The following is a 14,328-nucleotide window of genomic DNA, read 5'->3' as shown; positions in this document are numbered from 1 at the left end:
CTTACTTCGCTCCTCGGGGGTCCCAGCGGAATCCCCGGAGCAGAGCGAAGGTGATACCGAGCCACGCGATCCCGACCAGAAGCGCGGGCACCGAGGATCCCCACAGGGACAGGACACTCGCCGTCTCCGCGCCCTCGCGGCCGCCGAAGAAGTCGTAGCCGAACCAGCCGGACGACACCATGTCGACCATGGGGGCGATGGGGAGGAGTCGTGCCGCCACCTGCGCGGCGTCGGGCAGCAGGTCGAGGGGCAGCATCAGGCCACTGGCGGCGAAGAGCACAAGGAACGGCAGGATGGTCATCATCTGCGCGCTCTCGGCGTTGCGGGCGAGGCGGGTCAACGAGGCCGCGAGCAGCGACACCACGGTTCCGCCCAGGAGAACACCGACCAGGACCATGACCGGGTCGCGGGGAAGGGGCAGACCCGCGGGCACACCGGCCAGGACCGCCATCACCGCGGCGACGAGCAGGCCGGCACAGAGCACGGACAGTGTGACGGCGCCGAAGAGGGCGAAGGGGCCAACCCCGCTGACCCGGAACCGCTTGAGGATCATCAGCTCACGACGCGCGGCGAGCACGTTGGGGATGTGGAAGATCGCGATCATCATGGGAGCCATGGCGACCATGCCGACGGTGGAGAGGGCCGCGGCTCCGACACCGGGCACCAGGTCCACGTTCGGCACGCCCATCAGGATGAACGCGAAGAACAGCGGGAACACGGCGTAGAACGCCGCCACCCGGTACCGGTAGAACAGGGTGAGTTCCGTCCGGGTGAGGCGCAGAAGTTGCCGCACGGCATTGACGCGGGGCGAGGTTGTCGGGGTGTCGTCGGTCGCGGTGTTCACGCGTTGTCCCCCATCTCCCGCAGGGTCGTCGATCCGGCCACGTTCAGGAACACGTCCTCGAGGGACGCCGAGCGCGCCTCCAGGTGGTGGAGGGGAACGTTGTGGGTGTCCGCCCATCTGATCAGGTGTGACATCGCGCGGTGCGCGCGGGCGGCGACGTCCTCGCCGTCCCCGCCGAGCACGGTGTAGGAGATCCAGGGCTCGCCGGAGCGGACCTCGACGGACACGGTGGCGCCGGGAACCTCGGGGAGGTCGTCGGTGCGTAGAGTGTCGGGAAGCCGGAAGCCCAGACGGTCGCCCCACTCCGCGAGCACGTCCTGCAACACACCCTCCACCACGATCTCGCCGAGGTGCATGATGGCCAGCCGGTCGGCGAGGCGTTCCGCCTCCTCCAGGTAGTGGGTGGTGAGCAGGATGGTCGTTCCCTCCCGCTGGACGCGGCGTAGGAGTTCCCACGTGGTGTGTCGGGCCTCGGGGTCCATGCCGGTGGTGGGCTCGTCGAGGAACAGCACCCGCGGCCGGGTCAGGATGGCCAACGCGAGGTCGAGACGACGCTTCTCACCGCCGGAGAGCTGGCGGACGTAGGTCCTCCCCTTGGCCGCGAGGTTCACCATCTCCAGAACCTCGGCACGCTCACGTGCCGAGGCGGCCAGGTCACGCGCGAGGTCGACCGTCTCGTTCACCGTGAGCTCGGGGAACGACCCGCTGTGCTGGAGCACCGCGTTGACGAACGGGCGCAGGCCCGCCGGTTGCCCAAACGGGTCCTGCCCCAACACACGCACCACACCGGAGTGAGGACGGCGGAAGCCCTCCAACGTCTCGATGGTGGTGGTCTTCCCCGCGCCGTTCGTCCCCAGCAGCGCGAACAGCTCGCCCGCCTCGACGGTGAAGGAGATCCCGCGGACCGCCTCGAAGTCGGCGTAGCGGACCCGCAGGTCGTCGACGGAGAGGGCCGGACGCTCCGTCGTGGGAGGTGAGGACGCGGAGTCGAGTGGTTGCGTGGTCATACCGAACACTTAACCGCATGCGCCCGTTACCCCGGCAGACACCGTTGTCACCAGGCCGGGGTGTAACTCACCCGGGGCGCCCCATGACAGGTGTCATACCTCCCCCGGAGGAGGTCTCCCCAGAGGGCACAGGCGTGGCCCCTGGGGAGACGTCCAACAGGTCAGCGGCAGGGCGTCACTCGGTCCCGTCTGGAACCCGTCCGCCCAGCTCGTCCCGACAGGTCGAGGAGGAAAGCGCGGACCTCGACCGGTAGGCGGCCCGCGCGACGAAGAAACTCCCCACCGGTGAGGTGATCAACTGCAGCAGCACGGCCAGCACGACCTTCCAGGCGGTGTCCCACCCAGGCATCATCAGGAACGATCCGATGAGGATCAGGATGACCCCGAGCGTGGCCGCCTTAGTGACAGCGTTGATCCGCGTGAACACGTCGTCCAGCCGGATCAGCGCGATCGCCGAGGTCACCATGAACGCGGTGCCGAACCCGATGGCGACGCCCGCGAGCACGTTGAGCAGCGTCATGCGGCTCCCTCCCCCGTGGATTCCGACTCCTTGGTGTCGGACGGCCGCTCGGCACGGATCAGGCGCGAGAGCCACAGTGTGGCGACGAGCCCGGTCAGGGTCGCGACCAGTACGACGTCGAACGCCGCCCCGAAGCCCTGCCTGGCCCCGAACAGCGCCGTCATCGCGATGAAGCAGAAGAACGAGAGGTCAGCCGCGACGGCGCGGTCGCCCTGGCTGGGGCCCAGCAGCATCCGGATGACAACGACGACGAAGACGACGCCGATCAGCACCAGTGGGATGTCGATGAGGCTCATGACGTCTCCTCGATCGGGCCGTTCTCGGTCACCGGGGCGTCCGGGACGACGCCGTCACGGCGGATCCCGCGCAGCATCTGGCTCTCGTAGTCACGGAGCTCCTGGATCGCCTGGTCCCGGTCCTTGCAGTACATGCCGTGGACCCACAGCGTGGGTGGGGACGTGCGCACCGCGAGCGTCAGGGTTCCGGGGGTGAGGGTGATGCAGTTGGCCATCATCGTGATCTCGAAGTCCGTGCTGCACCGCAGCGGGAACTCGACGATCCCCGGCCGGAACCTGCTGTTGGGCGCGAGCACGTCCCGCGCGACCTGGAACGAAGCCGTCACCAACGCGAACGCGAACTGGCACGCGAAGACGACCATGCGGATGGGCCAGGTGATGAGTGAGCTCACGGTTCGATCACCGCCTCCTCGTACGTCGAGGTGTCCAGCAGGCCCTCGGCGGCGCGCTGTGACAGGTCGAGCAGTCCCTGCGCCCCGATACCCAGCCCCAGGGACACCAGGGTGAGCACGAGTGCCGGAGCGGCGAGGGCGAACCTGATGTTGGTCAACGGGCGACCGGCCTTCGAGTGGCGCCGGGACCCGTGTGCGGACGCCTTGTCCTCCTCGGTGCCGCCACCACTGGTGGGCTCGCCCGCGTCCCCGCCACCGGACTCATCGACGGCGCCGACCCGCGCCGGGGCGCGCACCGGTGGCTGGCGTCCCGGCGGTCCCCAGAACACGTTCGTCCAGATCTTCGCCATGGACAGCAGCGTGAAGAGGCTGACTGCCACGACGACGACGGCCGCCAGGTACTCGGTCTCGTCGATCGACGCCTGCAGAAGCAGGAACTTGGCGAAGAAACCGGAGAACGGGGGAATCCCGGTCAGGGACAGGGCCGCGCCGATGAACGCGAACGCCACCAGGGGTTCCTTCCGGGCGACGCCTCCGACCTCCTCCAGGCGTTGACTGCCGTAGACCGTCTCCACCGCTCCCGTCGACAGGAACAGGGAGGCCTTCACGATCATGTGGTGCAGCAGGTAGAAGATCCCCGCGGCGAGGCCCAGGGGTCCGAACAGTGCGACACCCAGCAGGATGTAGCCGATCTGGCTCACCATGTGGAAGGCGAGGATGGAGCGCATCGTTCCCTCGCCGACCGCCCCGAGGACGCCCACCACCATGGTGGCGCACATGATCAGCACGCCAATGCCCAGCCAGCGGTCGTCGCCGTCGAACAGCAGCGAGTAGATGCGGTAGATGGCGTAGATACCGACCTTGGTGTGCAGTCCGGAGAACAGGGCCGAGACAGCGGGAGAGGTCTCCGGGTACACGCGGGAGAGCCAGCCGTGGACCGGCACGACCGCCGACTTCATCCCCAGTGCGACGAGGACGACCGCGCCGGCGACGGCCGCCGCGGTGGACTCCGAGGCGGCACCGCTCAGCGCGGCGAAGTTGACCCGACCCACCACTCCGTAGAGGAACGCGATCCCCGCGAGGAGGACGACCGAGGCGAGGAGGTTGTAGGTGATGTAGACGCGGGCGGCGCGGACGCGTCCGACTCCGCCGAGGATGCCGATCAGCACGTAGGACGGCAGCAGCATGACCTCGACGAACACGAAGAAGTTGAAGAGGTCACCGGTGAGGAGCGCTCCGGCGACGCCGGCGAACAGGACCATCACCAGGGGTTGGAAGAAGTGTTTCTCGTCGTCGCCGGCGACCATGCCGAACGCGGAACACACCAGCGTCAGTAGGGACGTGACCGCGAGCATGAGTGCGCTGAGCGTGTCGGCGACGAAGGGGATGGCGACGCCCCCCGGCCACAGTCCGACGCTGTGCACGAGGACCGAGCCGTCATAGGTGGCGGCGATCAGGAAGCCGGCGTAGACGAGCGCGCCGGCGGCCACGCCCAGGGTGAGGCCGCGGCGCAGCCACGCGGGCTCCCGGAGGAGCAGCAGCAGCGCCGCCACGAACAGGGGGACACCGGCCGCGAAGGGCAGGGTGACGTCCATCAGCGATCCTCCTCCGGGCGCTCGGTGGTCGTGGTCCCGGTGGCGTGGATCGCGCCGCCGGTGGTCGCGTCGACGGCGGGAACCTGGCCGTTCGGTTCGCCAGTCGCGTCCCCGACCGGGTCGAGCCCGTCGTGGCCTCCACCGGGTTCGGGATTCTGGCCGGCCGGTTCGGTGTCGTCGCTGCCCCCGGCACCGGCGAGCGCGACGAGGAACACCACGACGCCGAAGGTGATGACGATGGCGGTGAGGACGAAGGCCTGGGGCAGGGGATCCGCCGCCGCGTTCATGGCGGCGATCTGGTCGATCACCGCCGCCTCACGCCGGTGAGTTCCCCCCGAGGCCAGGAGCATGACGTTCGCGGCATTGCCGATCATCACGATGCCGAACGCCATCCGGATCAGGCCGCGCTGCAGGACGAGGAACACGCCCCCCGCGACCAGGACACCAACGAGAATGGCACTGCTCACTTGGTTACCCCCTTCTCGTCACCACGGCTCGCGGCCGCGGCCACGGGTGGGTCGGGATCCGACGGTGCCGGGTCGACCGCCGCGCCCGCGAAGTCCGCGGGTTGCTGTGCGCCCAACCGGTTCAGCATGATCAGCACCGTTCCGAGCACCATCAGGTAGATCCCGATGTCGAACACCACCGACGAGGTGACGTAGGTGATGCCGAGTTCGATCGGGAACGGCGTGAGGAACCCGCCGTAGAGGACCCCGAGGGATCCGATCACCAGTGAGAGCACCAGGCCCCCGGCGATGAGGGGAACCCCGTTGAAGCGGCGGAGCGGCGAACGCGCCGGGTCGGCGACCGTCAGGTGCATCAGGCACAGCCCCGCACCGGCGATCAGCGCACCGATGAACCCGCCACCGTGGTTGTTGTGGCCACGGAACAGCATCCACAGCGACAACACGACCGCGATGGGTGTCAGGACCTTGGCGACGACACGGAGGATGACGAGATTGTCCGTCGACACGTCGGCCTGGTCGCGTCCACGCGGCAGGCGTTGCTCCGCGGGCAGCCAGGTGGTCCCGAGCAGGGCGATGATGCCGATCCCGGCGATGCCCACGACGGTGACCTCGCCCAGGGTGTCCAGGGCACGGAAGTCGACCAGGATCGTGTTCACCACGTTGATCCCGCCGGACTCCGCCTCGGAGTTCTCCAGCAACCACTGGCTGACCTCGGAGAGCTCCCGACGCCCGGTCATCATGAATGTCCCCGCGCCCGCCAGCGCGCCGATCAGCACGGCGGTGGCGCCGGCCGTCCAGTTCCGGACGGCGCCGGTGCGGTGGAACAGTCGAGGCAGTCGGCGCAGCACGAGCACGAGCGCGACGACGGTCAGGAGTTCGACCACGAGCTGCGTCAACGCGAGGTCGACGGCGCCAAGCAGCACGTACCAGACGGCGAGCAGCACACCGACGACGCCGAGGATCGTCATCGCGGCGATCCGGTGTCGCACCACGACGACGGCCAGCACTCCGGCGGCGACCGCGCCGACGACGATCCAGTCCGTGGGTCGGGTCTCGGCCCAGTCCGCCGGCCCGACGTCCATCCCCCACCACAGCGCGGCCGCCGCGATGCAACAGAGGAGGAAGAGCGGTGGCGGCATGTGGGCCGCGGGGATCGAGGTACGGGTGAGGTCGCCGACGCGGTGTCCACCGGCGAGGCTGAGGTAGTAGCCACGGTCGAAGACGCTGTTACCGGTGACCGGGGCACTGACGCGGTCCTGGACCGACTCAACGCGGGAACGGGCGAGGAACAGCAGGACACCGAGGGTGATCGCCGCGGCCGACATGGCGAGGTCCACGCTGGGACCGGGGATCGCGTGGATCCCGATTGTCGTCCCGGGGTGTCCGCTGTCGGCGGCCACACGCTCGGCGAACGGGGTCAGGGTGACGACACCGAGGCCGGCCACCAATCCGAGCACGCCGGTGATCACGGGACCGAGGAGGAAGGTCGGCGCGCCCTCCCGGATGTCGGTGCGTTGGGTGAGAGGGCCACCGAAGACCGAGTACCAGTACCGCGCGGCGTAGGCGAAGGTCAGTCCCGCCGCGGCGACGGCGGCCACGGCCGCGACCACGGTGAAGGCACCCCCACCTGGGGTCTCCAACAGACCCGCGAACACCTTCTCCTTGGTGTAGAAGCCGAGGAGTGGCGGGATACCCGCGAGGGCGAGCGCCGCCAGGCCGGCGATGACGGCGCTGACCGGCATGACCCGACGCAGCCCGCCGAGTTCCTTGATGTCCCGGGTGTGCGCCTGGTGGTCGATCACTCCGACCATCATGAACAGCGTCGCCTTGAACAACGCGTGCGCCAGCGTGTGCAGGGCGGCGGCCGCGAGGGCGTAGGGCGTCCCGACGCCGATCGCCGCGACCAGGAAGCCGAGCTGGCTCACGGTGGAGTGCGCGGTGAGGATCTTGAGGTCGGTGGCCTTCAGGGCGAGGACGCCACCCCAGATCGCGGTGGTCAGTCCCAGACCGATCAGCAGGGCGTTCCACAGCGCGAGGTCCCCGAACGCGGGAGTGAAGCGTATCAGGAGGTAGATACCGGCCTTCACCATGGCCGCGGCGTGCAGGTAGGCGCTGACCGGGGTGGTCGCGGCCATCGCGCCGGGAAGCCAGAAGTGCAGGGGAACCTGTGCGGACTTGGTGAACGCGGCGAGTATGACGCACAACGCGACGACCGGTCCGACCCAGCCGTCGGTCACCCAACTGGTGTCGCTGAGGATCACGCTGAGCTGGGTGGTGCCGGCGTGCAGGGAGAGGACGCAGACCGCGGCGAGCAGGCCCAGCCCGCCCCCAGCCGTGACGACGAGGGCGCGCAGCGCGGGCTTGTCGGCGGTCAGGCTCGCTCCACCGATGAGGAAGAACGAGCAGATGCTGGTGAGCTCCCAGAAGACGAAGAGGAGCAGAATGTCGTCGGCGAGTACGACGCCGAGCATCGCGACGGCGAAGAGGCCCATGAGCGTGTAGAAGCGACTCATGGAGGTCTCGGGGCCGAAGTAGCGGGCGCAGTAAGCCATGATCACGGCCCCGACACCGAGGACGAGCATGACGAAGAGCAGCCCGATCCCGTCCATGCGCAGCCGGAACGCGACATCGATCGCGGGGATCCAGGGGAGCTCGAACGAGAGTGTCTCTCCGGAGAGCACCGCGGGGATCTGAACCGCCGCCAGGACGGTGAGGGCGAGGAACGCCGCCCCCAGGAGCCAGCCCGCCTCTCGCCCGAAGTAACGTGCGAGGAGCGGGGCCAGTGCCGCCGTGGCGATCAGCCCAGCGAAGACGATCCCGAGTACCACCCGGCACCACCTTTCAGGTCAGTCGGACAGGGGCCGGCGGCAGGTGTCGGCATCACGCAGGACCACCGGTACGGGCACCCACGCGTGGTTCTCCACCCGTGTTCGCCCCCCAGAAGGAAGCACGGTGACGCCGGTGGACCGTCGGGTGAGCGAACAGCTCCGTGCACCACCTTGCACCGCGCGTGGAACGAAAGTGGCGGATGGTGGATGCGGCGTGTCCGGTGGATGGCCCGGGACACGGGGGCGTTGGTGGCTCACCTCGGAGCGGGGTACGACGTCCGCGGATGCCGTAACCAGAAATCCGCTCCGGTGCCGTTCCAGCGCCGCGCACCGACCTCGCTCAGCAGAACGACGCACAGGTTCGTGAAGGCGCGGGGGTCAGAGTTCGCAAAACACACGATGTTCGCTCTGACCTCGCTCTCTCTCCGTCTCCGCGTGCGGCTTCCGGGCGCCTGACCCCAAGGGATGGGGGCATCCGGCGCGTGGAGTCCGCACGCCGCTACCGTCGCGACGCCTCGGCGCCCGCTGACCGGTAACCCGACATGCCGATCATCATAACCACGCGCCCCATGCCTATCTGGCACGGGGCGCCGCGAACCGGATGAAACGCTCATCGAGGTCAGATGGGGTGACACATGTCGATGTGCGAACGAAAAGAACTATGGGTAGTTACCCTGTGACTTATTGTCATGGAGGTGTCTATGCGGGAACTGCTGTCGCGGCGGTGGTGGGTGTTCGTCGTCCGCGGAATCCTGGCGATCATCTTCGGACTGCTCGCAGTGTTCTGGCCAGGCATCACACTGCTCGTCCTGGTGATCCTGCTCGGCGCGTACCTGCTGGTGGACGGACTGTTCGCGATCTACCACGCGTTCACGCACCGGCAGGAACACCGACCACGGTGGTGGCTGGTGTTCCAGGGCGTCCTCAGCGTCGTGTTGGGCGCGCTGCTGCTGATCTGGCCGACGTCCGGCGTTCTCGCGCTGGTGATCGTTTTCGGCATCTGGGCGCTCGCCAGCGGGATCGCCCAGGCCGTGGCCGCGGTGCAGCTCCGCAAGGAGATCCCCAACGAGTGGATGCTGATCGTCAGCGCCATCCTGACGATCCTGGTCGGCCTCGGCCTGATCCTGCTACCGCTCGCCGGAGCGTTCGCGATCGCCCTGTTGATCGGGTGCTTCGCGATCCTGCTGGGCATCGCGCAGATCGCGCTGGGGATGCGTCTACGGCGTGCCCACCGGGACGGCGACGGCGCCAAACTCGACGACGACGTGCCAGTGGACTAGTCGCAGCACGGAGGGGCGTGCCCACCGACGTCGAGCGTCGGGGACACGCCCCTCTCCTGTGTCGTACGAGCGGGCCGTTGGGGGACCGAAAGGCCCGGCGAGAGAGGAGACCGGAGCCTACTCGCCCTTCCACTCCGGCGCCCGCTTCTCCGCGAACGCGGCCGAGCCCTCGATCGCGTCCTTGCTGGAGAACACCGGACCGGTGATGTCGTCCTGGCGCCGCCACATCTCGTCCTGGGACCAGTCCGACGATTCGACGATCACCCGCTTGGAGGCGATGATCGACATCGGAGCGTTCTTCGCGATGCGACCCGCGAGCTCCTTGGCGGAGGCGAGCGCCTTCCCCGGTGAGGTCACCTCGTTGACCAGGCCGAACTCGGCGAGCTTGGCCGTGGACACGAAGTCACCCGTCAGGGCCATCTCCATCGCGACGTTGCGGGGGACCCGGTTGGGCAGGCGCAGCAGCGCGCCGGCCGCGGCGGCCAGCCCCCGCTTCGCCTCGGGGATGCCGAACTTCGCGTTCTGCGCGGCGACGATCAGGTCGCAGGCCAGCGCGACCTCGAGCCCCCCGGCCAACGCGTAGCCCTCGACGGCCGCGATCAGTGGCTTCTGCGGGGGACGCTCCACGATGCCGCCGAACCCCCGACCCTCAACCACTGGGGTCTCGCCACGGAGGAACGCCTTGAGGTCCATCCCGGCGCAGAACGTCCCACCCGCACCGGTCAGAATGCCCACCCGCAGCTCGGGACGGGCGTCGAGATCGTCCAAAGCCTCCGCGATCGCCTGCGCCGTGGCGGCGTCCAACGCGTTCTTGGCCTTCGGCCGATTGATCGTGATGACCGCGATCCCGCCGTCGGTCTCATAGATCACCGGCGATTCCTGTGAGGCGTCGCCTGTCTCCGTCATCGGCTCTCCTCTTATTTCGGCGGTAGCCGCAAGCCGCCATCGATACGAACGACGTCGGCGTTGATGTAGCTATTCTCCATCAGGGCCCGTGCCAGCTTCGCGAACTCCCCCGCCGTTCCCAGTCGCTTGGGGAAGGGCACCGGCGCGACGAGACGTCGCTTGAACTCCTCGGCACCCTCACCCTCACCGTAGATCGGCGTCTCCAGGATTCCGGGGGCGATGGTGTTGACCCGAACACCGATCGCGGCGAGGTCGCGTGCCGCCGGGAGCGTCATCCCGATCACGCCACCCTTCGACGCGGAGTAGGCGATCTGCCCGATCTGGCCCTCGATCCCGGCCGCCGACGCGGTGGTGACGATGACGCCGCGTTCGCCGTCCTCCCCCACCGGGTCGGTCTCCGCCATCGCGGCGGCGGCCAGCCGTAGCAGGTTGAACGTTCCGATCAGGTTGACCTGGATGACCTTCTGGTAGCTGTCCAGGTCGTGCGGCGCTCCCGAGCGGTCCACCGTGCGGGCCGCCCACGCGATTCCGGCACACGCGACCGCCACCCGCAGCGGACGGCCGGTGGCGACCGCCGCGGCCACGGCCGCCCGCACCTGGTTCTCGTCGGATACGTCGGTGGCGACGAACACGCCGCCGATCTCGTTGGCCAGCGCTTGGCCGGCGTCCATGTTGAGGTCCGCGATGACGACCTGGGCACCCGCCGCCGCCAGCTCCCGAGCGGTGCCTGCCCCCAGGCCACTCGCGCCACCGGTGACGAGTGCGGCCACTCCGTTCAGCTCCATGCCGCGAGACTTTACCCGCGAGTAGCGGCCTTGGCGAGGGTCTGACAATCCGCGAGTGGGCAGAATCGAGGTGGGCCGGCGGGAGCCTCCTGCGCCACTCTCGCACCATGAGGCCCAACCGCGATAGAAAGGCGAGGATGACGGACACGACGGACACCATGCCCGGTTGGTTCACCGCCACGGAGCTCGACTCACTCCGTGGTCGGATGCCAATCCTCTACGTCAACGCGATCCCCGTGCGTGTGGACGAATCCGGCGGCGTCACCAGCGTCGGACTACTCATGCGGATCGCTCCGGACCAGACGTTCACGCGAACCGTGGTGTCGGGGCGAGTTCTGTACCACGAACGGGTCCGCGACGCGCTGCGTCGCCACCTGGAGAAGGATCTGGGCCCGGTGGCCCTGCCAAGTATCCCGCCCTCGCCTCAGCCGTTCACCGTGGCCGAGTACTTCCCGACCCCGGGCGTGACGCCGTTCCACGACGCACGACAGCACGCGGTCGCGCTCGCCTTCGTCGTTCCGGTCACCGGCGACTGCCAGCCACGACAGGACGCCCTGGACCTGGTCTGGTTCACGCCGGAGGAGGCCGCCGGTCCGGCGGTGCAGGACGAGATGGCCGACGGTCAGGGAGTGCTGGTCCGCCAGGCCCTCGCCTGGATGGGACACGTGCCCTAGGGGCCCTGGCCATGTGGGTGCCCGCGACGAGATCGTCGACGCACGGGCACTGGTCGTTGGCGGTGGTTTGCTTCGACGCTCCTCGACCCCGTGCCGCGTGGGGGGCGGAGCGTGCCACGGACTGGGACGTTATCGGCCGGAGCGGGTGTGTCCGCCGAGGCAGACGATGATCTCCTCGGCGGCGCGCTCCGTGTCCGCCACGGGAACGGCACGCGGTGCGCCGTCCGCGCGGCTCCAGGTGAATGTGTCCTCGTGCACGCGGACCTGAATCTCGGAGTCGCTCTCCCGGGTGAGCACGCTGAGCAGTGGGTCGTACCGACGTCGGAAGTCGATGGTCACGCGTCGGCGCACACCCAGCTCCACCTGTCCGTAGAGTCGGCTGCGGACACGGTGACCGGCCAGGGCCGACGACAGGGTTCGCAGGGCGAGACACCGTTGGCGATGTTCCCTCTCGCTCACGGGTTCGGGAGGCTCTATATCTTCCATCCCCATGCGACGACTATCCCGTGCTACGCCGCACATTTTCCATAGATACACCAGGTATAGAGCAACACCGAGTATTTTTGGCGAACCGGTGGCGGGTAGTGGAGAACTGTGGTTCTCTGTGGTCATGGGGCACAAGCGACCAGCCGAGAAGAATCCGGCCTTGTGGCGATTCGGCGCGGAGCTCACGCGCCTGCGCAATCTCGCCGAAATGTCCCAACGGACCCTCGCGTACTCCGTCCACGTGTCCCCCCAGCAAGTCGGTGCCGTGGAACGAGGAGAACGATACCCCAGTCGCGCATTCGCACAGGCGGCCGATCGTGTTCTTGGCGGCGAGGGCGTGTTGGTCGAAATATGGCCCCAGTTACACGGCGGCGCTCCTCCGGAGGCACTACGTGAATTAGTAAAAGCCGAACCGGTTGCGACCATGGTCCGGGAATATAATCCACTCCTCGTCCCCGGGCTGGTCCAAACCGAGAACTACGCGGGAACCATCCTGCGAGCGGGGAATCCACTCCTCGGGGAGGAGGAGCTAACGAAGCTGATCAGCGCGCGAACCAGGCGAAGGAGTCTTCTCAACTCCACCGGAAGTCCGATTGTTTGGCTCATTGTTGACGAGGTTGTGATCAAAAGGCCGGTGGGCCCACCGGAAACCGTGTATGAACAGATTGGGTTACTGCTCGACCTGATCGAACAGCGACGCATCCGTTTTCAGGTGGTCCCGTTCAGCACCCGGCACCATCCGGGCCTGAGCGGACCATTCAAGATCCTGTCATTCAATGACAAACCGGATGCGGTGTATGTCGAGACGGTCGCGCAGGGAGAGATGGTTGCCGAACCAGAACTCGTCGGCCCCATAACTCTATTGTTCAGCACGCTACAAGGGGTCGCGCTCTCACCCGAACAAACGGTCGAACTACTGCGACAGAGGAGAGACGAGATATATGCGCGTTGACTGGCACAAGTCGAGCTACAGCAACCAGCAGGGCGGCGACTGCGTCGAGGTGGCCGAAACCTATGACAGTTCGGTCCTGATCCGCGACACCCAGAACCGTCCGCTGGGTCACCTGGCCTTCCCCCACGCCGAGTTCGGCGCGTTCCTCGCCGGAGTACGCACCGGCGAACTGTAGGAACCCGTCGGTAGGGACGTGACCGGCCGCGCGATCCCTCACCGACGGCGCCTCGCCTGATGGCGCCGACTCTTCCCGGGGTGCCATCCGGTGCCCGTGCGGCGGTCCCACTTGGTGACCGTCGCACGGGCGAGATCGGCGACGCCGATCATGCCGGCGTCGTTGCCCAGGCCCGCCGGAACGATCCCCGCCTCGGGACGGTAGCCGCGCCCCGCCAGATTGCGGCGGAACGCGCGACGCGCCGGATCCAACAGCAGACCGTCGGCCTCCGAGACCCCGCCCCCGATCACGAACAGCCCCGGGTCGAAGGCGTCGGCGAGGTTCGCCAGGCCGAGGCCGAGCCACTCGCCCGTGGACTCCAGCAGCTCCACACTGGCCCGGTCACCACCCCGGGCGAGTGAGGTGACGAGGGGCCCGGTGACGGCGTCGACGTCGCCGTCGACCGCCGCGGCGAGGGCGTGCGCCATCGGGGAGCGTGAGCGCACCAGGTCCCGTGCCTCACGGACGAGCGCGTTGCCGCTCGCGTACTGCTCCCAGCACCCCCGGTTGCCGCATTCGCACCGGTGGCCGTCGGGAACGATGGTCATGTGGCCGAACTCGCCGGCCGTGCCGTGCCGTCCACGGTAGAGGCGTCCGTCCTGGACCACTGACCCGCCGATGCCGGTTCCCAGGTTGACCAGAACCGTGCTGCTCTCCCCCACCCCGGTGCCGACCCGCACCTCCGCCCACGCCGCCGCGTTGGCGTCGTTCTCCACCACGACGGGAACGCCGAGCCGAGCCCTGAGCGCGTCCCGCAGCGGCTCGTCCCGCCAGGAGAGGTGAGGGGCGAAGAGGACCGTGGACCTGTCCCGGTCGACGAAGCCGGCCGCGGCCACACCCACGGCGCGGATCCGGTGCCGCGCGCCGAGTTCGGTCACGACCTCGGTGATGGTCTTCTCGACCACCTCGGGACTCTCCTGGCCAGGGGTGCGGGCGTAGCGACGGGCCAGGATGTGGCCACCGGGGGTGACGACACCGGCGGCGAGCTTCGTGCCGCCGATGTCGACCCCGACCACCAGCCCGCGCCGGTGCGTCCGTCCCCAGGGCATGCGCCTCGTCCGTTCCGCGTCTCGGCTCACCCG

At 68.4% G+C, this 14,328-nt stretch carries 16 protein-coding genes; 4 read left to right on the top strand and 12 right to left on the bottom strand.

What is annotated here, in order from left to right; genetic code table 11:
- Window position 1: 1 nt before the first annotated feature.
- The 8 genes from J4H86_RS17620 to mbhE form a co-directional block, all read right to left on the bottom strand.
- Window positions 2–844, bottom strand: a complete 843-nt coding sequence (locus J4H86_RS17620) for an ABC transporter permease (RefSeq protein WP_236538882.1) — start codon at window positions 842–844, stop codon at window positions 2–4.
- Window positions 841–1,851, bottom strand: a complete 1,011-nt coding sequence (locus tag J4H86_RS17615; protein WP_236538880.1) for an ABC transporter ATP-binding protein — start codon at window positions 1,849–1,851, stop codon at window positions 841–843. The genes J4H86_RS17620 and J4H86_RS17615 overlap by 4 nt, the downstream gene beginning before the upstream one ends.
- Window positions 1,852–2,026: 175 nt before the next feature.
- The gene (gene mnhG / locus J4H86_RS17610) at window positions 2,027–2,371 is read right to left on the bottom strand and encodes a monovalent cation/H(+) antiporter subunit G (protein ID WP_236538879.1); all 345 of its coding nucleotides are present in this window, start codon (window positions 2,369–2,371) and stop codon (window positions 2,027–2,029) included.
- Window positions 2,368–2,667, bottom strand: a complete 300-nt coding sequence (locus tag J4H86_RS17605; RefSeq protein ID WP_236538878.1) for a monovalent cation/H+ antiporter complex subunit F — start codon at window positions 2,665–2,667, stop codon at window positions 2,368–2,370. The genes mnhG and J4H86_RS17605 overlap by 4 nt, the downstream gene beginning before the upstream one ends.
- Window positions 2,664–3,059, bottom strand: coding sequence for a Na+/H+ antiporter subunit E (locus J4H86_RS17600; RefSeq protein ID WP_236538877.1), 396 nt, complete (start codon window positions 3,057–3,059; stop codon window positions 2,664–2,666). Before J4H86_RS17600 ends, J4H86_RS17605 begins: the two co-directional genes overlap by 4 nt.
- The gene (locus tag J4H86_RS17595; RefSeq protein ID WP_449451349.1) at window positions 3,056–4,657 is read right to left on the bottom strand and encodes a monovalent cation/H+ antiporter subunit D family protein; all 1,602 of its coding nucleotides are present in this window, start codon (window positions 4,655–4,657) and stop codon (window positions 3,056–3,058) included. Before J4H86_RS17595 ends, J4H86_RS17600 begins: the two co-directional genes overlap by 4 nt.
- On the bottom strand, window positions 4,654–5,121 hold the full coding sequence (locus J4H86_RS17590) for a sodium:proton antiporter (RefSeq protein WP_330932430.1): 468 nt from the start codon (window positions 5,119–5,121) through the stop codon (window positions 4,654–4,656). Before J4H86_RS17590 ends, J4H86_RS17595 begins: the two co-directional genes overlap by 4 nt.
- Entirely contained in the window at window positions 5,118–7,949 is a 2,832-nt protein-coding gene (mbhE, locus tag J4H86_RS17585) for a hydrogen gas-evolving membrane-bound hydrogenase subunit E (protein WP_236538875.1), read from the bottom strand. The genes J4H86_RS17590 and mbhE overlap by 4 nt, the downstream gene beginning before the upstream one ends.
- A 701-nt stretch (window positions 7,950–8,650) precedes the next feature.
- Here mbhE and J4H86_RS17580 point away from each other — a divergent pair.
- Window positions 8,651–9,229, top strand: a complete 579-nt coding sequence (locus J4H86_RS17580; RefSeq protein WP_236538874.1) for an HdeD family acid-resistance protein — start codon at window positions 8,651–8,653, stop codon at window positions 9,227–9,229.
- A gap of 117 nt (window positions 9,230–9,346) precedes the next feature.
- Here the strand turns inward: J4H86_RS17580 and J4H86_RS17575 are convergent, their stop codons facing one another.
- Both J4H86_RS17575 and J4H86_RS17570 read right to left on the bottom strand, forming a co-directional pair.
- Window positions 9,347–10,135, bottom strand: coding sequence for a crotonase/enoyl-CoA hydratase family protein (locus tag J4H86_RS17575; protein WP_236538873.1), 789 nt, complete (start codon window positions 10,133–10,135; stop codon window positions 9,347–9,349).
- An 11-nt stretch (window positions 10,136–10,146) separates the two neighbouring features.
- Window positions 10,147–10,920, bottom strand: a complete 774-nt coding sequence (locus J4H86_RS17570; RefSeq protein ID WP_236538872.1) for an SDR family NAD(P)-dependent oxidoreductase — start codon at window positions 10,918–10,920, stop codon at window positions 10,147–10,149.
- A gap of 137 nt (window positions 10,921–11,057) precedes the next feature.
- Here J4H86_RS17570 and J4H86_RS17565 point away from each other — a divergent pair, with 137 nt between their 5' ends.
- Window positions 11,058–11,594 carry an NUDIX hydrolase family protein gene (locus J4H86_RS17565; RefSeq protein ID WP_236538871.1) on the top strand — a complete coding sequence of 179 codons (537 nt, stop codon included), beginning with the start codon at window positions 11,058–11,060 and terminating at the stop codon, window positions 11,592–11,594.
- A gap of 129 nt (window positions 11,595–11,723) precedes the next feature.
- On the opposite strand, the gene J4H86_RS17560 is transcribed toward J4H86_RS17565, so the two are convergent.
- Complete coding sequence (locus tag J4H86_RS17560) at window positions 11,724–12,053, bottom strand: hypothetical protein (protein ID WP_236538870.1); 330 nt, start codon at window positions 12,051–12,053, stop codon at window positions 11,724–11,726.
- A 151-nt stretch (window positions 12,054–12,204) separates the two neighbouring features.
- Here J4H86_RS17560 and J4H86_RS17555 point away from each other — a divergent pair, with 151 nt between their 5' ends.
- Together J4H86_RS17555 and J4H86_RS17550 are read left to right on the top strand one after the other, a co-directional pair.
- Window positions 12,205–13,032 (top strand): helix-turn-helix domain-containing protein, encoded by an 828-nt coding sequence (locus J4H86_RS17555; RefSeq protein ID WP_236538868.1) that lies wholly within the window; start codon window positions 12,205–12,207, stop codon window positions 13,030–13,032.
- Window positions 13,022–13,207, top strand: a complete 186-nt coding sequence (locus tag J4H86_RS17550; protein ID WP_236538866.1) for a DUF397 domain-containing protein — start codon at window positions 13,022–13,024, stop codon at window positions 13,205–13,207. Before J4H86_RS17555 ends, J4H86_RS17550 begins: the two co-directional genes overlap by 11 nt.
- 38 nt (window positions 13,208–13,245) lie before the next feature.
- On the opposite strand, the gene J4H86_RS17545 is transcribed toward J4H86_RS17550, so the two are convergent.
- Entirely contained in the window at window positions 13,246–14,295 is a 1,050-nt protein-coding gene (locus J4H86_RS17545; protein ID WP_236538864.1) for an ROK family glucokinase, read from the bottom strand.
- Window positions 14,296–14,328: the final 33 nt, after the last annotated feature.

The organism is Spiractinospora alimapuensis (assembly GCF_018437505.1).
Lineage (GTDB): Bacteria > Actinomycetota > Actinomycetes > Streptosporangiales > Streptosporangiaceae > Spiractinospora > Spiractinospora alimapuensis.
Note: the sequence above shows the minus strand (reverse complement) of the source record. Positions and strands in the feature narration are given on the sequence as shown.